The following is a 21,747-nucleotide window of genomic DNA, read 5'->3' as shown; positions in this document are numbered from 1 at the left end:
TTTGACATGATTAAAAGTTGCTTTCGAAATTATTTTTCTACACTTTTTTTTGCTTCTTCAAATCTGCTTTTTAAAATAGTTTGATATTCCGAGTTAGAAATCAATTTGCCTTTTTTAGGCATTTTTATTTCAATGTTGTCATCTTTTAAAATAATTTTTTCTGCGATAAATGTTACATTCTTGTCAGTTAGTTCTAGAATCATGCCAGGAAGTCCGCAATATCCTTTAGGACCAAAAGAATACGGGATTTTCGGACAATACCATGCAATTATCTCTTTTTTTTGTATTCCTTTTTCAGTTGAAAACTCAATAATCTTAGTTGCTTTATAACAATCAAACGTATCAATTTTTTTGGTTTCAGTACTTTCAACCCAATCGTTGCCTAATTCATTGTATATTAAAAACTCATCTTTTTTAACTATTCCCATTGAATTTGACTCGGTATTATAGTAACTTTTTTTTGCTTTTAAATCACAATAAATAGTATTACTGCAATTTGCCCATGCAATGGCCAACTTTACATCGTTATCTTCTATTGATTTCTGCAATGAAAACTGTGAAAACTCTTTGTTAAATATTAAATCAAGTCTAATTTTTGAACTACCATTAGCGGCTTGTTGTTGTAATTGGTTTAAACGATCAGATTTTTTTTGCAAGGTTGAATCTTGACTAAAGACAACTTTATATACAACTTCTCCACTTTTATTTTGTGAAAATAAAATAAGTGTATTTAGTAAAAAAAGTAGAAGAATTTTTTTAGTTCCCATTCATCATTTGTTTTCTTTTTTCTCTTGATTCTTTAATAATTTTTACAAAATCTTCATATTTAATTGAAATATTTTTCTCATCTATTAACGCAATACTTTCAGTACTATTATACTCAATTTTTTTTAATCCGTACAATGTTTTTTTTGTTTGCAATTCAAAAATCAAACCGGGTAAATTTCCATAACCAATCGGACCATATTGTAAAGGAATTGACGGACAAAACCAAGCAATTATTTTGTCAGTAAATTTTCCAGCATCATTTATTATTATTTTTTCGCCTATTGCTTTGCAACATTTGTAGCCCATTATTTCTTTTGATTCATCTAGAATTTGCCAATTCTTGTAAACTGAATCTTTAACAGTATAATTCTTCTCAAGGTAGTCATACTTTTTTTCTGTAAAAAGAAATTCTTTTGTTTGATTTAGTACGCTGTAATTGCTTAATGTGAGAAACATTTGCACTCCTACATCATCTGGTACCGTTTTTTTATTGATACTAAATGAAGCAATAGAATCATTTGTAATTAAATTAAATTCTATTCCAGAAATTAAATTTTCATAGTTTGGGCTCAATGATTTCATCATTTCATCTACTTTAGAGTCTTTATTTACAATTGCTGTAACTCCATAAACAAATTTTGAATTTGTTTGACCAATTAAATTTGAAGTAATAAAAAGCAATACTACTATTATTTTATTCACAATATTTGAGTTTTAAAGGAACTGAATTTGACAATTCAGTTCCTTTTGTTAATTTTTAAACGGCTGTTTTTTCACAATTATTATATGCTATGTTAGCTGTACTTTCAGCCGATTCAGCTGGTGCGACTTCACTAATTGCTAAGTCATAAGCTAGATCATAGATTAAACAACAATCTGTTTTTCTAACGACAACCACTTCTTTTTTTTCTTCAGTTACAACTTCTTCATCAGCAATTGTATTTGCCATTGATGCACTACTAAAAGCTACCATTGCGATAGTTGTAAAATACTTTTTTAGTTTTTAAAAGTTTTAAATTTATAAATATATTTTATAAACTTTTGCGCAAAATGTTTACACTACAATTGTAAGATTTTTATTTTGATTGCCGTTTTAAAAGGCTGTAGAATGATTTCTACGAAGTTATAGAATTTTATTATAAATAAGTGTAAATAAATTTTAGCATTAAATGAAACTCTTTTGGTTTTAAAATTTTCTGTGTAGTTTTCAATGTTGGGCTTTTTTATTTCGAAAATTCATAATATAAATTCCTTTAAATCTTTAGCTCACATCACAATCCAACCTTTACAAAATTGTAAAACCAATTTTAACATAACATCAAGCCGTAACATTTTACACACATTCCAGTAGTTGTTTTTAATAAATCATTGTTTTTTAGATAATCCTATAATAACAATCACATTGCAATTTTGTGGCAATAAAAAAACAACGCTATTATGTACAAAAACTACCTATCTAAAGGAGTCTTTTTTCTCCTATTAATCCTTTGCCAATTCTCACATGGGCAAACCTTATTGCACTATTGGAACTTCAATACTGCCACTTCAGTTGCTACAATAACTACACCATCTCAGACAATTGGTGGCGCAACTTTAAATGCAATTCCTGGCGGAATAAGTACGATTGATTTTGCTGGTGGAACTGGTCAGAACTTTAATGTTCTCAACTTAAACGCACAAAATGCTGATGCTTCTGGAACCCATTTACGTTTTAATGATCCAATTGGTGGCGCATTAGAATTTGCTTTGCCAACTTCAGGTTATGAAAACATTATCGTGAAATTTGCAACTCGTCGATCTGGTTCTGGAGCAGGAACACAATCTTGGTCGTACTCATTAAACGGAACAACTTACGTTCCATTCGCAACTGTTTTACCAAACAACGGTGATCCAGCTTTAGCAACTTTAGATTTTACAGCTGTAACTGGCGCGAATAACAACGCTAATTTCAAACTAAAAGTTGAATTTTCACAAGGCGATGGTGGAACTGTTGGTAACAATCGTTTTGACAATTTCACTGTTCAAGGTGCTTCAGTTGGCGGCGGTGATTCGGTTGCTCCAATTGCGACTATTTTACCTTCCAATGCTTCTACAAATGTGGCAATCACTACAAATCCTACTATAACTTTTAATGAAGATGTTCGTTTAGTTAGCGATGCGGCAATTACTAATACCAATGTTGATGCATTAGTAGAACTACGTTTAAATAATGCAACAGGAACTTTAGTGCCATTCGACGCTACCATTTCTGGAAATACAATTACTATCAATCCAACTTCAGATTTAGCTAACAATCAAGTATATTATGTTACTTTGTTGCCAAATGTAGTTGAAGATTTAAGTAATAATGCTCTTGCAACTTCACCATCAGTTACGTTTACAACAATTGCCAATCAAACGGTATTTGCTGCAGGCGATATTGCTTTTGTAGCTTACAGAATGAATGCAACAGCAACTGAAGATGAAGTAGCTTTTATCACTTTCGTAGATATTATTGCTGGTACTTTTATCAACTTTACCGATTCAAAATATACTACTAATTCACCGGCACAATGTGCTAACGGAATTGTTTGGACTGCGACGCAATGTGTTCCTGCTGGTTCTGTTGTTACAATTCAAACATCGGCTTTACTTTCTAATACTGGAACAGTTACTGGTTCTGGTTTCGGATTGAGTTCTGGTGGTGATCAAGTGATTGCTTACACAGGTTCAAATACTACTCCAAATTATCTTACGGCTTTAACTTCTAACGGATGGATTGCAACAAACACCTCATGCAGCGGAAGTTTATCCATGTTACCAGTTGGTTTAACAGACGGAGTTTCATCATTAAATACTACAACTTCTCCTGGAAATGTATCCGGAAATACAGTAAATGCTTTTTACAGCGGAACGCAAACTGGAACTCCAGCTACTGTAAGAGCTTCAATATTAAATCCAGCTAATTGGACAGGTGTCGGAGGCGGAACAGCAGCTCAAACGTGGCCAACTTGGAATTTCCCAAGTTCACTTCAAGTACAAAGTGTTTCGGTTGTAAATAATACAACAATTCAAGTAACATTCAATAATAATTTGAACCCAACTTCTGCTTCAAATGTGGCGAATTATTCTGGTGTTCCAAATTTAGCTTCTGTATCTGTTGCAAATAATATTGCCACATTAAATTTCAGCACAGCATTTGCATCGGCAACAAATTATACTTTAGTAATTAGTAATATTCAAGATACTACAAACGCGTTAATGTCTTGTCCTTATTCTTTTGCTTTTACATACAATACATCTGTAAGTTTAGCTTCTAATTTTGTTACAGTAAATGAAACAGCTGGAACACTATCTTTCGTAGTTAATTTATCAAGTCCTGCAACAAGTTCAGTAGATTTAGTTGTAAAAACTGCACCGTTCAGCACAGCCGATTCTGGAGATTTTACATTGGCTACGCAAACTTTGAACTTTACTGGAACAAGTGCGTTGACACAAACGATTACTATTCCGATTATTGATGATACTTTAGAAGAACAACAAGCAGAATATTTTGTTTTAAGTTTAGAAAATCCAGTTGGTTTAGCAATTACAGGAACTCCAACTGCAACGATTTTCATTAAAGATAACGATCGTTTAGCGCCAACGCCAAGCAATCAAATTGAACTAAATTACATTGGAAGTTTCGACCCATCAGGATCAAGTACGAGTACATGCGAAATTGTAGTTCACGATCCAACATCGCAACGTTTATTTACTACAAGCGCTGTAGCAGGATTTTTAGACATCATTAATTTCTCAAATCCAACTGCGCCAACTGTTGTAACATCAATCAACATGAATCCTTATGGAGGAGTAACTTCTGTAGCTGTTAAAAACGGAGTTGTAGCTGTTGCTTCGCCAAATGCTGATGAAACCTTAAATGGTTCTGTAGTATTTTTTGATACCAACGGAGTATTTTTAAAACAAGTAACTGTTGGTGCATTACCTGATATGATTACGTTTTCACCAGACGGAACTAAAGTTATGACGGCTAATGAAGGTCAGCCAAACGCTAATTATTCTATCGATCCAGAAGGTTCGGTAAGTGTGATTGATATTTCGGGAGGAATTCCTGCTTTAACTCAAGCCAATGTAACTACTTTATTATTTACTGCTTATAATTCGCAAGAAGCAACTTTGATTGCATCTGGTGTAAGAAAATTAAAATTGACTAGTACAATGTCTCAAGATTTCGAACCAGAATATATCGCTATTAGCGCCGATTCTCAAAAAGCTTATGTTACTCTACAAGAAAACAATGCTATTGCCGAAATCAATTTGGCAACTACTTCTATTACTGATATTTGGGCATTAGGAACCAAAAATGTAAATACGCCTGGAAACGGAATGGATATTTCTGATAACAACAACCAAGTGCTTATTGCAAACTGGCCAATTCAAGCGTTTTATATGCCTGATGCTGTTGCAAATTACACTGTTGGCGGAACAAATTACATTGTAACTGCTAATGAAGGTGACGAAAAAGAATACACTGGATTTGTAGAAAGAACTACCGTTGGAGCAGCTACTTATTTATTGGATGCTGTCAATTTTCCAAATGCAAGTGTTTTGAAACAATCGTACAATATGGGACGTTTTAGAGTTTCCAACTTAAGTGGAAATACTGATGCCGATCCAGAATTTGAAACTATTAATGCGGTTGGAGCACGTTCGTTTTCAATTTTCAATGCTACGACTAAACAATTAGTTTATGATAGTGGTGATGATTTTGAAATGTATACAGCTGCCAATCTTCCAACATTATTCAATGCCGATCATGAGGACAACGTTGCTAAAGGAAGAAGCCGTGCTAAAGGTCCAGAACCAGAAGGTGTAACGGTTGCTCAAATTGGTTCGGAAACATTTGCTTTCATTTCGTTAGAACGCGTTGGTGGCGTTATGGTTTATAACATTACCAATCCAAACGATGCTGTTTTTGTCGATTATAAAAACAGTCGAAGTACCTCAGCGTATGCAGGTGATCATGGACCAGAAGGAATTACTTATGTTTCTGGAGCAAATAGCCCAACAGGAACACCATACATTTTAGTTGCCAATGAAATAAGCGGAACAATTACAATATTTGAAGTAGATACCAATGCCTTATCAACACCAGATTTTGATAATGGTCCAGCAACATTTGTATTGTTTCCAAATCCATCAAACGACAACGGAATAGTATACTTTAATCGTACTGCCGATATTGAGTTGTATGACTTTTCAGGAAAATTAATCCTATCACAAAAAGGAGCTCAAACCATCAATACAAGCGGTTTATCAACTGGAATTTACTTAGTAAAAACAGGCGAAGGAATCGTTAAAAAATTAGTTGTGAAATAAAGTTAATTGTGTAGTTTTTTTTCAACTTGAAAACCTCCTGTGCAAAGGAGGTTTTCTTTTTTATGTAATGTTCAAAAGTGAAAATTTATGCTTCGTCTTTAGTATTTTTCACCAATCCAATTCCGGATATGAAAAAGATAGCACCCAAAACACCGTAGATAATTAAACCTTTAATATCACTTTCGCTACCTTGCGTTCCAGAGAACAACACCGCTGCATAAATCAATCCCACAATTCCCAATATCGTTAGCACAAAGCCAAAAGTACGTTTCAAATTCATAATCCTTAGTTTTAAATTAATATGACAACAAAGGTATCTGCCAACAGTTTGATTCTGTTATACATTCTCAGTTAAATGTTGTATGATTTGAGTGATTAGTGATTAGTGATTAGTGATTAGTGATTAGTGATTAGTAAAAAATAAATAAATTTCTCAAATCTGTGTTCCAAAAAATCAAAATACTCAATAAAAAAATCCGTGACAATCCGTCAAAATCCGCGTCATCCGCGTCCCAAAAACCACCAACACTATGAAAACTGAACGTCAAACTCACACTACCGTCACTTCGAGTGATTTTTATAAAACTGCGATTAGCTGTTTTATAAAAATTGACCCGAGGCTTTTGCCGAACTGAGCGTAGCTAATCGAGAACCAATGGAAACAATTCCACAATCCAAATAAAAAATCCGCCAAAATCCGCCAAAATCCGCCAAAATCCGCGTCATCCGCGTCCCAAAAACCACCAACACTATGAAAACTGAACGTCAAACTCACACTACCGTCACTTCGAGTGATTTTTATAAAACTGCGATTAGCTGTTTTATAAAAATTGACCCGAGGCTTTTGCCGAACTGAGCGTAGCTAATCGAGAACCTATGGAAACATTTCCACAAAAAAAAGAGTGACCAAAAAGCCACTCTTCCATTATATCTAAAAACTAAAAATTATTTCTTCGGTAACGGCGCACCAACAGCAACCGCGCAATCATGACCTTCTTGACCGTGTGGCGGATTCATTCCAGGAGCTGTAACAGTTGGAGTAACTGGACCAGCATTTGGAGTAACATTATTATTCACCGTAGTAATTGTAGCACCATTAGTAGAAACCGTTCCTGCTTTTAAATCAGAAGAACTAATTGTTGTGCTAGTTGGCTTTACCTGTTGCACAGTAGCTTTACCTGGAGCCGAATTCAATGGCGCACCAACCGGAATTTCACAACGATGTCCTGGCTGACCATGCGCAGGATTCATTCCTTTAGCAACCGGAGCTGGCGCAGGCACAGTAGCCGTTTGCGTTGTAGTCATCATAGTTGGACTTCCAGTGGTAGTTGTAGCTGGAGTAGTTGCCGTAGCAACCGGAACTGCAGTAGTATCAACCGGTCCAGAGAAAGAATCTGAGAAAACCGACTCTTCTTTATTGGCTTCTGGAGCAACTGCTGTTTCCTCTTTCTTGCAAGAAACAAACAATACCGACGCTAAAACCAAAGCACTTAATATATTTTTCATAGTGTGTGTTTTTTAAGATTTCAAATATAGTAGTTTTTGAAATAAGTTTTTAGTTGTGGAAGTGTTAAAAGTTGAAATGGAAGATATATACAATTAAAATGCTTTCAAAAATTAGATTATCCTACAGACATTTTAGCAGATTCTTTCCACAAATAATTTGGCATTGGTTCGTTCAGTTCCCATTTAATGCTCATTGGCTTTGAACCTTCTGTTTCTCTAAAATTTGCTTCTCCAATAAAAACATAACCAAGAGTATTTCCATTTTCATCGTTTGCTTTTTCTCGAACAAAGAGTAACATTTTTTTATTCAATTCACCATGATTTATATATGACAATCCTTTGCCTGTTTCCGGACCATAAGCATTGTGTGATTGCCAATGAAATAATGTTTCGCTGATTGCATAATCATCATACATCGTTGTTGGAGAAAAATTTTCTTCTGATTTAATTAAATTTATGAAGAGTATTTCCGTGTTTAACTTTTTATTTTCCGCAGCGCCTTCTCTATTTGAAGACTTTTTATCAAAAGTACTTAACCCGAAAGCAACTAAGATTTGATCTCTAGTATAACGCGCATGCAACTTTAATGACTGTTCATAAGGAAGTTTGATATCTATTTCCTTAAAACCAATTTTATCAATCAATATTTCTAGAACTTCAATAATTTCTTTTACAAGGATTCTATTTTTTCCAATTTGAATTATACTTTTTTCTAAGGAATCAAAACCTCCAGCACTTTGCCAAACGTCATAATGTAACATCAATAGCATTGTTTTTTCATTCTCATTAAAATCATTAATTTTAATATTGAAACCTTGTTTGGCAATTTTTAAAATGAAATTGAAATAACTTGTAGAATTGGTAGACAACCATTTTTTTCCAATAGCTGAATAAATTTGCTTTTCGTTTGTATTTTCAAAATCATTAATTACTCCTGCTCTTTGACATAATCTTGACCAACTATCTTTCTTATAAATAGTTTCAATTGTAATATGATTTAGTTCAATAAAATTATTTAAAGTTAATGGTAAAGTCGTTTGGTGCTGAAAATTTATAATTTTGTTTATCAGTTGGTTTACATTTAAAGATGTTGCCCTTTTTATGTTTTCAAGAATAGTTTCTTTTGTTCTTTTTTCTAAAACAATTGAACATCCCAAAGGTAAATGTGGAAAATCATCTTCAATTTCTTTTTGAACAGAAGTTGTTGTCTTCCCAATTAAAGCTCTAAACTTACTCTCAAAATCATATTCTGGTCTTGAATTACCAACAAAATCTAAAACTGTTAAACAATCTTTACCCTCTGCCAAACGCAAACCACGTCCTAATTGTTGAAGGAAAACGGTTAAACTTTCGGTTGGTCTTAAAAACAAAACCGTATCAATTTCAGGAATATCAACTCCTTCATTGAAAATATCTACTACAAATAAATAGTTGAATTCTTTCTTTCTAAATTGTTCTCTAATTCTGTCTCTTTCGCTAGAGTTTTTAGCTGTCAAATATTCTGCTTTTAATCCTGCTAAATTGAATTTTTCAGCCATAAATGATGCGTGTTCAATTGTTACACAAAAACCAATTGCACGAACATCATTTATATCATTAGTGTACTTATTAAGATTAGAAATTATCTCACCTACACGAACATCATTTTTAGTATATAAATTTGTTAATTCACTTGCTACATACTTTCCTTTTTCCCATTTTACACCTCTTAAATCTATACTATCTGTAATTCCAAAATATTGAAAAGGACTTAATAATTTTTTATTTAATGCTTCTGGAAGTCTAATTTCTGCAGCAATGCGGTTACAAAAATCTTCAAGAATATTCTCATTATCCATTCTTTCGGGAGTTGCTGTTAATCCTAAAAGAACTTTTGGTTTAAAATAGTTTATGATTGGTCTGTAAGTTGCTGCAGATATGTGGTGAACTTCGTCAATAATTATAAAATCATAGTATTCAGGTGAAAGCTTAATTTCCTTAAGTCTATTATTTAAGGTTTGAACCGAAGCAAAAACATATTCATTCGATGTTGGTTCTAAACCATCAACCCATAAAGCTCCAAAATTATTATCTTTTAAAACTCCTTGAAATGTTGCCTTTGCTTGTTGCAAAATTTCTTTCCTGTGCGCAACGAAAAGTAATCTTGATGATTTTTTATTGCTTCTAAAATTTTTATAATCAAATGCAGATATAACAGTTTTTCCTGTACCTGTTGCCGCAACTAAAAGATTTTTATATCTATTATGAACAGCCCTTTCAACTTCTAATTTTTCAAGTATTTCATTTTGATAATGAAAAGGTTTTATATCGAAAAACGATGTTGTAAAAGTGTATTCTTTTGAAAGTTTTCCTTGTTTTAAAGCTTCAACTAATTTTACAGAATGAATATTGCGGTCGTACAATTCAAACTCTGAATTTTGCCAATAAGCCTCGAATGTTTTTTTAAATTTATCAATAATATGACTAACTTCTTTAGTAGTTATTTTCAAATTCCATTCTAATCCGTCAGTTAATGCTGAGCGAGAAAAATTGGAAGACCCAATATAACCAGTATGAAAACCAGTATTTCTTTGAAACAAATAAGCTTTGGCATGTAATCTCTCATTTCCTGTATTGTAAGAAACTTTTACTTCTGTATTTTCTAAAGAAGCTAAAAATTCAACTGCTTTTGCGTCGGTTGCTCCAATGTAAGTTGTTGTAATAACTCTAAGTTTTCCACCTCTTTCTGTAAATTCTCTTAATTCACGCTCTAAAATCCTGATACCTTTCCATTTAATAAATGAAACTAATAAGTCAATTTTATTAGACGATAATATTTCCTTTCTTAATTCACTTTCTAAAGTTGTTCCTGAATTTCCTCCTGTAAAAAGCTCGCTATGAATTAATCTTGTATAAGGTGTAATTTCTTTTAAATGTAAATTTAAATCAGTGAAATGTGCATCAACTTTTGTAAAAACAGCTTTTAAAATTTTTCCTTCTGTTTCGATTAAGTCATCTTCAAATTCTTCTTTTTTTAATTCTTCATTTAAAAATAGAATGATTTTATTTGCTATTTCAATTTGTGTTTCAAGAACATCTTCGCCTTTGATTAAATTAAAAGCTTGCCGAATTGTTTTTCCAATATGTTGAGATAATAATTGTGCCGCTTCAGCTTTGTCAATAGGTGTTGTCTTTACGTGAAACGTATCTTTATCTAATTCATTTATTTTATAATTGATTAGTTTAGTAACTAATTCTTCATATAATCCTTGGTTCATAATTCAAGTTTTAAAAATTCTTCTACAATTGGCAAATCTGCTTCCGCCCAATCTAAATTCAATAATTCGATTTTATCAAGCAACTTATAATCTTTATGTTCTGACAATAAAATTTCACCAGAGATATAATTTGCAATAAATGGAATTAGATTTATTTTAAAAGCTCCATAATCAAAAATGCTATTGGAAAGTTTGTTCAAAACTTCAATTTCAATGTTTAATTCTTCTTTAACTTCTCTCATTACACAATCAACTTCACTTTCATCTACTTCTAGTTTTCCACCTGGAAACTCCCATTTCAAAGGTAGTTTCATCTTTGCACTTCTTTGAGTTACTAAGATTTTAGAATCTATTACTATGATTGCACAGGTAACATTAATCATTTTTTGATTTTTGATAAACTTAAATATAATTATTTAATTTTAAAGAAATTTTTGCAATGAAATTAAAAGACAAAATCCATCACCTAGAAAACTACTTAAACAAAGTAGAACAAAACTACGCCGATTCTTTCAAGCAAGACATTTTAATATATTTCAATGAAGATTTTTCAGAAGAAAATCAACAATTAATTTTTCTAAACAATCTCAACACCACAGAAGAAATTGAAGCTCTTATCGATAATTTAACTTCACAATTCGTTTTAAAATTTGATGAAAATCAAGAATCAGAAAATGATTTTATTCATGATTATTTAAGTTTCATCCTCTCTTCAACCAACCAATAACTCTCATACTTCTCTCATTCGTTACTAAAACCTCATGCTCCAAATCGTAAATTTTAAGAAACCTCAATACAAAAATCAATCGCATTGAAATTTACACTTACTCCGTACTTACGCCGTACTTACTCCATATATACGCCGTATATAAGCCGTATATACCTCGATGTTGTGGTACCCAAAAGATTAATGTGATTCAAGTTTTCTACAAAAAAATATCTAACCTCTCTTCAACCAACCAGTAACACTCATTCGTCTCTCATTCGTCACTAAAACCTCATGTTCTAAATCGTGACTATTAAAGAAAACCGTTTTGCCTTGCGTGGGTGAAATCGTTTGGTTGCTGTTGTCTTGGTAAATCTTTAATTCGCCTCCGTCCTTTTGCTCCCAATTGGCATTTAAGTAACTAATCATCGAGAATTGGCGCTTGGCATCGTCTTCAAATTGATCAAAATGAGGTCGGTAAAAACTACCCGATTCATACAAAGAGTAGTGAAATTCGTAGCTTTTAATATTGGTAAAACAACTGCGGTTTAAATGTGCCACAAAAGCATCAATTTTAGCAAAAAAAGCATTTTCAAATTTGTTATTGTGCGCTTTATCTAGCCAATAAATTTTGTCATTTCTAATTAAATCGTCTACAACCATTCGGGCATCATTGCCTACTCCTGCTTTTTTTAGCAAATCACTATCGTTCAATTGTAAAAGATTTTCTTTTAAATGCTGACACAATTCATCACTCAAAAAATCATCGGCAATTCCCACATTATTTTCAATAAAACTCGTAATCAAGGTTTCAAAACTAGCATCCATTTCACATTTGTACTCGATTAGACAAGCCGAGCAAGGTAGGCTATTAAAAAGCGTTGGTGTTACATTTTAAATAATGTATTTGTACTATAATTTCGAATATCTACATACATGACGCAAAAACAAACTTATAATTGTATTTTTCATAAAAATTTATTTTTAACCCCAATTATTTTAGACTTCAAATCCATTATATTTAATTATTTTATAATTTTACCCCATAAATTTTAGGGTAAAAATAAAATGGGTTTAGAAAAACGTTGGATATCGGCTTTCATAATTATTACAATTGTAGCGATTACTGGTTTGTTTTGGCAACACCAAGCGCCAACAACCGATTTTAATGATGCAAGTACAATTAATTTTGCCGATGTGGCTTGGTTACTAACTGCATCGTGCTTAGTTTTATTAATGACGCCTGGACTTTCTTTTTTCTATGGCGGAATGGTGGGCAAGAAAAACGTCATTTCTACCATGCTCAAAAGTTTTATTTGCCTTGGCGTTGTGAGTTTGCTTTGGGTAACCGTAGGTTTCAGTTTATCATTCGGAAGCCCAATAGGCTTAACCATAGACGGAACACACTACGGAATAATAGGCAACCCATGCAATTATGCTTTTTTTGATCAAGTAGAACTTTTGCCTCATAAGTCGTTGGGTTCTTCAATACCGTTTATTCTTTTTGCCCTTTTCCAAATGAAATTTGCTGTGATTACGCCTGCAATCATAACCGGCGCATTGGCCGAGCGCATTCGCTTTATCTCCTTTCTCCTATTTATTTGTTTGTTCACAGTTTGTATTTATGCTCCGTTATGCCACATGATTTGGCATCCTCACGGCCTTTTAGGTAGTTATTTCGGAGTTAAGGATTTCGCTGGAGGTACAGTGGTGCACATGAGCGCAGGTTTCGCAGCATTGGCTGGAGTTATTGTTTTGGGCAAACGAAAAAATAGCGAACATATTCCTACCAACATTCCGTTTGTGTTATTAGGAACTGGATTGTTGTGGTTTGGTTGGTTCGGATTCAATGCTGGTTCGGCTTTGGCAGCAAATGCAACGGCGGCAATGGCATTTGCAACTACTACAATCGCATCGGCATCAGCAATGATGACTTGGGTGTTCTTCGACCGATTAAACGGACGAAAAGTTTCGGCACTCGGAGCTTGTATCGGCGCAGTTGTTGGATTGGTGGTAATTACTCCTTCGGCAGGATTTGTAACCGTTCCGCAAAGTATTTTCTTCGGATTTATCGGCGCTATAGTTTCCAACAAAATGGTCTATTGGAAAAAGCTAAAGCAAATAGACGACACGTTAGACGTTTTTGCCTGTCATGGCGTTGGCGGAATTATGGGTATGATTCTTACGGCAATCTTCGCACAAGGAGAAAATGCTAGTTTGCTTCACGGCGGATGGAGCGTTTTTGGTCATCACATGATGGCGTTGGTTCTAGTTTCGGCATTTACTTTTGGTGGTGCTTACTTACTTTTTAAAATTACCAATTTTATAATTCCCATACGTGTTACCGAAGAATCAGAAGATTTAGGTTTGGATTTATCGCAGCATGGTGAGAAGTTTTAGATACATTTTTGCCACGAAGACACAAAGACGCAAAGGTTTACTTTAATTTGTTAAACTCTAAAATATATTTCTTTTGGTCAGTGAGCTAGAAAAAAACTTTGTGGCTTAATGACTTTGTGGCAACCTTTTTGTATTTTTATCAAAACTTTACTCATGAAAAAACTACTTTTCTTTTTATTGCTAGCTACAACTTTTGCAACAGCACAAGACAAAAAAGACATAAATGTAATGTTAGACAATTGGCACAAAGCTGCAGCCGATGTTCAGTTTGACAACTACTTTAGTTACTTAACCGATGATTCCATCTACATTGGAACCGATGCTACAGAAAACTGGAACAAAACTCAATTTAAAGCCTTTGCAAAACCTTATTTCGATAAAGGTCGCGCTTGGAGTTTCACCGCGTTAGAACGAAATATCTATTTTTCTAAAGACGGAAAAACAGCTTGGTTTGATGAATTATTGAATACTCAAATGAAAATCTGTCGTGGTTCGGGTGTTTTGGTAAAAGACAAAAACTCTTGGAAAATAAAACATTACGTATTATCAATGACCGTTCCCAACGACAATTCGGATGAAGTTACAAAAATAAAAGCGCCTATTGAAGACGCTTTGATTAGTAAATTGAAAAAATAGTTTCTTTCCAAATTCCGGAATTACTCAATCGTCACTTCGAGTGATTTTGTGGAATGCAATGGAGCAAAATTGTATCGAGAACTTTTGAAAAACTGAATTAATTGCTCCAAAGTTCTCGATACATTTTTCATAAAATAGCTCGGTCGCAATTTTATAAAAAACACTCGAAGTGACGGCTGAATAAATCAGAACTATAAAAAAGAAACACAGATTAAAGAAATTTTAAAAATTTATATAATTTCTCTAATCTATGTTCAAAAATGTTACATAAAACCTTACTTCCTCAAATTCTCCAACATCACTTTTGTCATCGAATCCATTTCAAATTCATGTCTCCAACCCCAATCTTTTCTAGCGCTAGAATCGTCTATTGAAGCAGGCCAACTGTCGGCAATCTTCTGACGAAAATCGGGTTTGTACGAAATAGTAAAATCGGGAATATGCTTTTTAATTTCATTGGCAATCTCGGCTGGAGTAAAACTAATTCCAGACAAATTGTACGAAGAGCGAATCTTTACATCATCAGCATTGGCTTGCATGATTTCTACCGTTGCTCTAATGGCATCATCCATGTACATCATTGGCAACTTAGTGTCTTCTGATAAAAAACATTCAAAAGTTCCGTTTTCTAATGCTTTGTGGTAAATATCTACAGCATAATCTGTCGTTCCGCCACCAGGTTCGGTTGTCCAACTTATTAATCCAGGATAACGAATACTTCGCACATCAACTCCATATTGATTATGGTAATATTCACACCATCTTTCGCCAGTTTGTTTAGAAATTCCGTACACTGTAGAAGGTTCCATTATGGTATATTGTGGCGTGTTGTTTCTTGGAGTTGTTGGTCCGAAAACCGCGATACTTGAAGGCCAAAATATCTTTTTTATCTTTCCGGCTTTCGCCAAATTCAATACATGGAATAGCGAATTCATATTTAAATCCCATGCAAAAGCTGGATTTTTCTCAGCCGTAGCCGATAATAATGCCGCCATTAAATAAACATCGGTAATTTGATATTTCTCAATTAAATGCTCAATCTGATTGTAATCTAATGCATTTACAACTTCAAAAATTCCGTTGTTTACAATATCACTGTTTAATTTTCTGATATCAGAAGCAATAACATTGTCGTTACCATAAATGCTTCTTAACTTTGTCGTTAGCTCGGTTCCTATTTGGCCACAGGCACCAATAATTAATATTTTAGTAGTCATAGTTTGTTTGTTTCTGATACAAAGATAACGTTTTCGGAAGAAATTTATTCGAATTCAAAACAGCAACCAATACAATTAACAAACAAATTTGAAAATCAAACTGCTATCGTCCAACATTTATAAAACCTTTCACAAAATCTCAAAACTAAACTACTACTTTTGTATTTTTGTAATCCAAATGAAAATCGCACTATGAAATTGAAATTGCTAATTCTTTCACTACTTTCTGTTCTTCTTTTTTCTTGTCAGGACGATGCTGCTCAACGCAAAATTGAACAACAAAAACAAGCCAAAAAAAGTGAAGCTATCTTTAACAACATCAGCAACGGTTGGATTTTTGACATCGCACCTGTTAATCCTGCCACACAATCTAAAATTAACAGCTGGAACGAATGGCGCGTCTTTTTAAACGAAATCAATCAGAAACCAAAAAGTTCTATTGGTGCGTTTCAGAAAAAAGCAAAAGTACTTTCTCAAAAAGTCGTTGAATTAAATAATAACATTCCGGTAGAATTCAATAAACCACAAGTAAAAGCGAGAATTTCGGTGATTACTACCAAAGTAAAATCGATGGATTTGTTTATTCATTTGAATCAAATTCCCGATAATAAAGTGGTGAAATTAGTTGGTGAAATTAATATGGAAATCGAATATTTACAACTGCAATTAGAAGAAATTGTAACTAGAAGTCAGATTCCAAGAGAAGAAGGCGAACCCGACTTAATTAAAATGAAAGATACGGCAAGAGCTATTCCGTCTGCTCCAAAAGTTCTTGGTGAACGTCCAATAAAATCAGAATTATTTCAAAAAAATTAAACTTGAGTAAAAATACAGTAGTTTCTGTTTATCAAAAATCGGCTAAAGTTGCGCTTTTGGCCAATGAATTAAAACAACGCGATACCAAAATAAATGCGAAAGGTTTATTGGGTTCGGCGTTGTCATTTATTGTAAATGCTACTTTCGAAAAGAGTGATTTGCCTTTTCTTCTATTGTTCAACGACAAAGAAGAAGCTGCCTATTATTTAAACGATTTAGAGCAATTGATTAACGACCAAGATGTGCTGTTTTATCCCGGTTCGTACCGAAGACCTTACCAACTTGAAGATACCGATAACGCTAATATTTTATTGCGCGCCGAGGTTTTAAACAGAATTAATTCTCGTAAAAAACCAGCTATAATTGTTTCGTATGCAGAAGCACTTTTTGAAAAAGTTGTAACCAAAAAAGATCTCGAAAAAAACACTTTAAAGATTGGAGTTAATGACAAATTAGCCATCGATTTTATCAACGAAATATTATTTGAATACAACTTTAAACGCGTTGATTTTGTTACTGAACCAGGCGAATTTTCGGTGCGTGGCGGAATTGTAGATGTGTTTTCCTTTTCAAATGATAATCCGTATCGAATTGAGTTTTTTGGAAATGAAGTCGATTCCATTCGAAGTTTTGATGTAGAAACCCAATTGTCTATCGAAAAACTAAAAAAGATTTCAATTATTCCGAATGTTGAAAATAAATTTTTTGAAGAAAATCGTGAAAGTTTTTTAGATTACATCGATCCCAAAACGGTGCTTTTCATTCAGAATACCGATTTGCTTTCGCAACAATTAGACAAACTTTTTTCAAAAGCAACCGAAGCATTTTCTAAACTTGACTCCACAATAAAACACGTTCAACCCGAAGGTTTATTTGTAGATCAAAAGCAATTTCTTAGGAAAGCACTTAATTTTTCGGTGGTAGAATTAAGCAATTCGCCAACGTATAAAATTGATAAAACGATAGAATTTCATATTCATCCGCAACCGTCATTCAACAAGCAATTTGATTTATTGCTCAATAATTTGAACGAAAATCATTTCAACGGAATTAAAAATTATTTGTTTTGTTCGAATGAAAATCAGGCGAATCGTTTTCATGATATTTTTGAAGAAATTGATGAAGAAAACCACGAAAACATCAAAAAACAATACAATACCGTTGTTTTTCCATTGTTTCAAGGGTTCATAGATGAGGAAAATCAGATAGCATGTTACACCGATCACCAAATATTTGAACGCTATCACAAATTCAGCATCAAAAACGGCTATTCTAAAAAGCAAACTATAACCTTAAAAGAACTGACGTCATTAACTGTTGGCGATTATGTAACTCACATCGATCATGGAATTGGAAAGTTTGGTGGATTGCAAAAAATTCAGGTAGAAGGCAAAACACAAGAAGCTATAAAACTGGTTTATGCCGATAATGATATTGTGTATGTGAGTATTCATTCGCTACATAAAATTTCAAAATACAACGGAAAAGATGGCGCACCACCAAAAATTTACAAATTGGGAAGTGGCGCGTGGAAAGCTTTAAAACAAAAAACAAAAGCGCGTGTAAAACATATTGCGTTCAATTTAATTCAACTTTATGCAAAGCGAAGATTGGAAAAAGGATTTGCTTGCGCACCCGATAGTTATTTGCAAAAAGAATTAGAAAGTTCCTTCATTTATGAAGATACGCCTGATCAAATTACCTCAACACAAGACGTGAAAAATGATATGGAAACCGATCGCCCAATGGATAGATTGGTTTGTGGCGACGTGGGTTTTGGTAAAACAGAAGTCGCCATTCGCGCGGCATTCAAAGCTGTTGATAATGGTAAACAAGTGGCGGTTTTGGTTCCAACTACGATTTTGGCATACCAACATTATAGAACTTTTACCGAAAGATTGAAGGAAATGCCAGTTACAATTGGTTACTTGAACCGTTTTAGAACTGCAAAAGAAAAAGCTCAAACTATAAAAGAACTATCTGAAGGAAAACTCGATATTATTATCGGAACGCATCAATTGGTTAATAAAAATGTAGTTTTCAAAGATTTAGGATTATTGATTATTGACGAGGAACAAAAATTTGGTGTAAACGTAAAAGACAAACTCAAAACGATTTCTGCCAATGTCGATACGTTGACTTTAACGGCAACTCCAATTCCGAGAACGTTACAATTTTCGTTAATGGCAGCTCGAGATTTATCAGTAATTACGACGCCTCCGCCAAATAGATATCCAATTGAAACCAATGTAGTTCGCTTTCATGAAGAGTTAATTCGTGATGCTATTTCGTATGAAATTCAGAGAAACGGACAAGTATTTTTCATCAATAATCGAATTGAAAACATTAAAGAAGTTGCTGGAATGATTCAGCGATTGGTTCCAGATGCGAGAGTTGGCGTTGGCCACGGACAATTGGACGGAAAAAAACTAGAAGAATTAATGTTGGGCTTCATGAACGGAGAATTTGATGTTTTGGTCGCCACAACAATTATTGAAAGCGGATTGGATGTGCCAAATGCCAATACCATTTTCATTAATAATGCGAATAATTTTGGTTTGTCTGATTTGCATCAAATGCGTGGTCGTGTTGGTAGAAGTAATAAAAAAGCGTTTTGTTATTTCATTACTCCTCCCTATTCAGCGATGACCGATGATGCTAGAAAACGTATTCATGCATTGGAACAATTCTCAGAACTTGGAAGCGGATTTAATATCGCCATGAAAGATTTGGAAATTCGTGGAGCTGGAGATTTGCTTGGTGGCGAACAAAGCGGTTTCATCAACGATATCGGATTTGATACCTATCAAAAAATCATGAACGAAGCTATTGACGAACTAAAAGAAAACGAATTCAAAGATTTATATCCAACAGAAAACAATATCGAAACCAAAGAATACGTAAAAGATTTACAAATTGACACCGATTTTGAATTGCTTTTTCCAGACGAATACATCAACAGTATTACAGAACGATTGAGTTTATACAACGAATTGGCTTTGATAAAAGATGAAGAAACGTTATTGAAATTCGAACAAAAATTAATTGATAGATTTGGAGCGTTGCCAAAAGAAGCCAATGCTTTACTAAACAGCATCAGAATAAAATGGAAAGCAAGCAGTATTGGAATTGAAAAATTATTGATGAAACAAGGTAAAATGATTGGCTATTTTGTGGGCGATCAACAAAGTGATTTTTACCAATCCAATCGTTTTATGAAAATGGTTCAGTTTGTGCAAATGAATAGTAATTTGTGTAAAATGAAAGAAAAAGAAACCAAAAACGGACTTCGATTATTGCTAACATTTGACAATGTAAAGTCAATTAATAAAGCATTAGAATTGATGAATCGAATATAATTTTGGATATAAACCAACAAAAAAGCCTTGTAAAAAAATCTACAAGGCTTTTTTTATAATTAAAACTGAAATTTAGAATCCTAAACCAATTGTCATAGCTGTTGCTTGAACAGGAATATCTCTAACTTTAGTAGCTGCACCAGTTGTTAAATTGATAGAATACACTGAAGTTGTACCCCCAACTTTTAGCAATCCATAAGCAACGCCACTGCTTCCTCCAATATCAAAACCGCTATCTGCATCAACATCAACACCTAAAGCTCCAACTGGAACCAAAGTACCTGCGTTTGGTGGATTTTGCATGTATAACATATTAGTTTGTGAATCAATTACATACAAAGTTGTAGTTGTTGTACTTGCAAAACTATTAGTGTATCCTGCGCCATTTACCATTGGTGATCCTGGATTTAAATTAGAATCTACAGCAGCAACTGTTCCTAAATCTGGGTGCAATCTTAAGTTTTGACCAGAATCACTTACCAATCTAATTCTATCTACTGTTGGATTAAAATCAAACCCGAAAGTAGTTCCTGAAAGTGCTGTAGTAAGTGTTGTCCCAACTACTGCAACTGCACCAGATGAAGTATTGATTGTTACTATTCTACTTTGGTTTGTAATACCATATAATTGTCCAGTAGCAGGTCTAAAATCGATACCAACTATAGTTTCTCCAGCAGCTGTTCCTGTTATTGCAGAAACTGATGAAACTCCAGTTGTAGGATTGAATCTGAACAATTCATTTCCAGCAGTAATTGCATAAGCAACCGGATTTGTTTTAAATGCAATGCTAATAATTTGTTGTGAAAATGCACCAATGTTTCTAGCTTTTCCAGTTTCTAAACTTATAGTGTAAAGTGTTGAAACGCTTGCATTATTAGTTACTGCGAAAGCTTGAGAATTATCTGGAGTGATGTCAAAATCTCCTGAACCTTCAAAATCTAAAGTTAAATCTCCAACAACTTGTAATGTTCCATCATTTGGAGGAACTTGCATGTACAATTTATCTGTTTGAAAATCGATATCATATAAAACTGTTGATGTTGCTCCAGCAATGCTATTAGTATAAGCAACTGCTCCAACTCTTGCGTTAGCAACTCCATTAATTGAACCATCATTTGCGGCCACAGTTCCTAATTCTGGGTGAAGACGTAAATTTTGTCCAGATTCTGTAACTAATCGAATTCTATCTACTGTTGGGTTAAAATTGATTGAAGCGTTTGCACCAGCAATAACTGGCGTGAAAGGTGCTGCACCTAATGCAGTTGCAAGACCACTTTCTTCATTAATAAAATACAATCTGCTTGAAGAGCCTAAACCATATAGTTGTCCTGTTGCTGGTCTGTAATCAATACTGATAATTTCATCTCCAGCTGTTAATCCAGTAATTGGAGTTGTTGAAATTGGTGACGATAAATTAGTAGAGTTGTATTTTACTATAGCATTATTGTTAGATAAAGCTGTAAAATTCATGTTCGGAATTGGATCTGGTGGTGTAACAATTGGTGTGTTGTTATCGTCATCATCACTACAAGAAATTGTAGCAAAACAAAATGATGTCAAAACCGCAATAAATGCGAATCGATTAATTGATTTAAATTTTTTCATTTGTATATATTTTTTTAGTTATAAAAAACAATTACGCAGAAAAAAGCTGTTTGGTTTTAAAAAAAAGCTCTTTATCAATTTTATTTTTAATTGATAAAGAGCTTTTGAAGAAAAAG

16 protein-coding genes are annotated in these 21,747 nt (G+C 33.5%); 6 read left to right on the top strand and 10 right to left on the bottom strand.

Annotated features, from left to right (window positions below; translation table 11 throughout):
• Nucleotides 1-29 precede the first annotated feature (29 nt).
• The 3 genes from LG45_RS16020 to LG45_RS04330 are packed head-to-tail and all read right to left on the bottom strand — an operon-like array spanning nt 30 to nt 1,717.
• Nucleotides 30-767 carry a GLPGLI family protein gene (locus LG45_RS16020; protein WP_052087483.1) on the bottom strand — a complete coding sequence of 246 codons (738 nt, stop codon included), beginning with the start codon at nt 765-767 and terminating at the stop codon, nt 30-32.
• On the bottom strand, nt 757-1,470 hold the full coding sequence (locus LG45_RS16015; protein WP_165570793.1) for a GLPGLI family protein: 714 nt from the start codon (nt 1,468-1,470) through the stop codon (nt 757-759). The genes LG45_RS16020 and LG45_RS16015 overlap by 11 nt, the downstream gene beginning before the upstream one ends.
• Before the next feature lie 55 nt (nt 1,471-1,525).
• Nucleotides 1,526-1,717 carry a hypothetical protein gene (locus LG45_RS04330; RefSeq protein WP_165570792.1) on the bottom strand — a complete coding sequence of 64 codons (192 nt, stop codon included), beginning with the start codon at nt 1,715-1,717 and terminating at the stop codon, nt 1,526-1,528.
• 488 nt (nt 1,718-2,205) lie between these two features.
• Here LG45_RS04330 and LG45_RS16010 point away from each other — a divergent pair, with 488 nt between their 5' ends.
• Nucleotides 2,206-6,129: a choice-of-anchor I family protein gene (locus LG45_RS16010; protein WP_081932033.1), complete on the top strand. Its 3,924-nt coding sequence runs from the start codon at nt 2,206-2,208 to the stop codon at nt 6,127-6,129.
• 85 nt (nt 6,130-6,214) lie between these two features.
• Here the strand turns inward: LG45_RS16010 and LG45_RS04320 are convergent, their stop codons facing one another.
• From LG45_RS04320 to LG45_RS04305, 4 genes are all read right to left on the bottom strand, one after another.
• Nucleotides 6,215-6,409, bottom strand: coding sequence for a hypothetical protein (locus LG45_RS04320; RefSeq protein WP_035124780.1), 195 nt, complete (start codon nt 6,407-6,409; stop codon nt 6,215-6,217).
• Nucleotides 6,410-7,074: 665 nt separating this feature from the next.
• Entirely contained in the window at nt 7,075-7,635 is a 561-nt protein-coding gene (locus LG45_RS16005) for a hypothetical protein (protein WP_052087480.1), read from the bottom strand.
• Nucleotides 7,636-7,751: 116 nt separating this feature from the next.
• On the bottom strand, nt 7,752-10,892 hold the full coding sequence (locus LG45_RS04310; protein ID WP_035124777.1) for a DEAD/DEAH box helicase: 3,141 nt from the start codon (nt 10,890-10,892) through the stop codon (nt 7,752-7,754).
• Complete coding sequence (locus LG45_RS04305; RefSeq protein ID WP_035124775.1) at nt 10,889-11,275, bottom strand: (deoxy)nucleoside triphosphate pyrophosphohydrolase; 387 nt, start codon at nt 11,273-11,275, stop codon at nt 10,889-10,891. The genes LG45_RS04310 and LG45_RS04305 overlap by 4 nt, the downstream gene beginning before the upstream one ends.
• A gap of 56 nt (nt 11,276-11,331) precedes the next feature.
• Here LG45_RS04305 and LG45_RS04300 point away from each other — a divergent pair, with 56 nt between their 5' ends.
• Nucleotides 11,332-11,619 (top strand): hypothetical protein, encoded by a 288-nt coding sequence (locus LG45_RS04300; RefSeq protein WP_035124774.1) that lies wholly within the window; start codon nt 11,332-11,334, stop codon nt 11,617-11,619.
• Nucleotides 11,620-11,832: 213 nt separating this feature from the next.
• On the opposite strand, the gene LG45_RS04295 is transcribed toward LG45_RS04300, so the two are convergent.
• Nucleotides 11,833-12,426: a 2OG-Fe(II) oxygenase gene (locus tag LG45_RS04295; protein WP_035124771.1), complete on the bottom strand. Its 594-nt coding sequence runs from the start codon at nt 12,424-12,426 to the stop codon at nt 11,833-11,835.
• 240 nt (nt 12,427-12,666) lie between these two features.
• Between LG45_RS04295 and LG45_RS04290 the strand changes: the two genes are divergently transcribed.
• Entirely contained in the window at nt 12,667-13,998 is a 1,332-nt protein-coding gene (locus tag LG45_RS04290; RefSeq protein WP_035124768.1) for an ammonium transporter, read from the top strand.
• Nucleotides 13,999-14,151: 153 nt separating this feature from the next.
• The gene (locus LG45_RS04285) at nt 14,152-14,634 is read left to right on the top strand and encodes a nuclear transport factor 2 family protein (protein WP_035124765.1); all 483 of its coding nucleotides are present in this window, start codon (nt 14,152-14,154) and stop codon (nt 14,632-14,634) included.
• Between the two features lie 275 nt (nt 14,635-14,909).
• Here the strand turns inward: LG45_RS04285 and LG45_RS04280 are convergent, their stop codons facing one another.
• Complete coding sequence (locus LG45_RS04280) at nt 14,910-15,851, bottom strand: L-threonine 3-dehydrogenase (protein WP_035124764.1); 942 nt, start codon at nt 15,849-15,851, stop codon at nt 14,910-14,912.
• Nucleotides 15,852-16,043: 192 nt separating this feature from the next.
• Between LG45_RS04280 and LG45_RS04275 the strand changes: the two genes are divergently transcribed.
• Together LG45_RS04275 and mfd are read left to right on the top strand one after the other, a co-directional pair.
• Nucleotides 16,044-16,667, top strand: coding sequence for a hypothetical protein (locus tag LG45_RS04275; protein ID WP_052087479.1), 624 nt, complete (start codon nt 16,044-16,046; stop codon nt 16,665-16,667).
• A 56-nt stretch (nt 16,668-16,723) separates the two neighbouring features.
• Nucleotides 16,724-20,026 (top strand): transcription-repair coupling factor, encoded by a 3,303-nt coding sequence (gene mfd / locus LG45_RS04270; RefSeq protein ID WP_240471817.1) that lies wholly within the window; start codon nt 16,724-16,726, stop codon nt 20,024-20,026.
• A 72-nt stretch (nt 20,027-20,098) separates the two neighbouring features.
• On the opposite strand, the gene LG45_RS04265 is transcribed toward mfd, so the two are convergent.
• Entirely contained in the window at nt 20,099-21,631 is a 1,533-nt protein-coding gene (locus LG45_RS04265; protein WP_035124760.1) for a DUF4394 domain-containing protein, read from the bottom strand.
• Between the last annotated feature and the right edge of the window lie 116 nt (nt 21,632-21,747).

The sequence above is a fragment of the Flavobacterium aquatile LMG 4008 = ATCC 11947 genome (genome assembly GCF_000757385.1).
In the GTDB taxonomy this organism is placed as follows: Bacteria; Bacteroidota; Bacteroidia; order Flavobacteriales; family Flavobacteriaceae; genus Flavobacterium; species Flavobacterium aquatile.
This window is presented reverse-complemented; position numbering and strand designations above follow the sequence as displayed.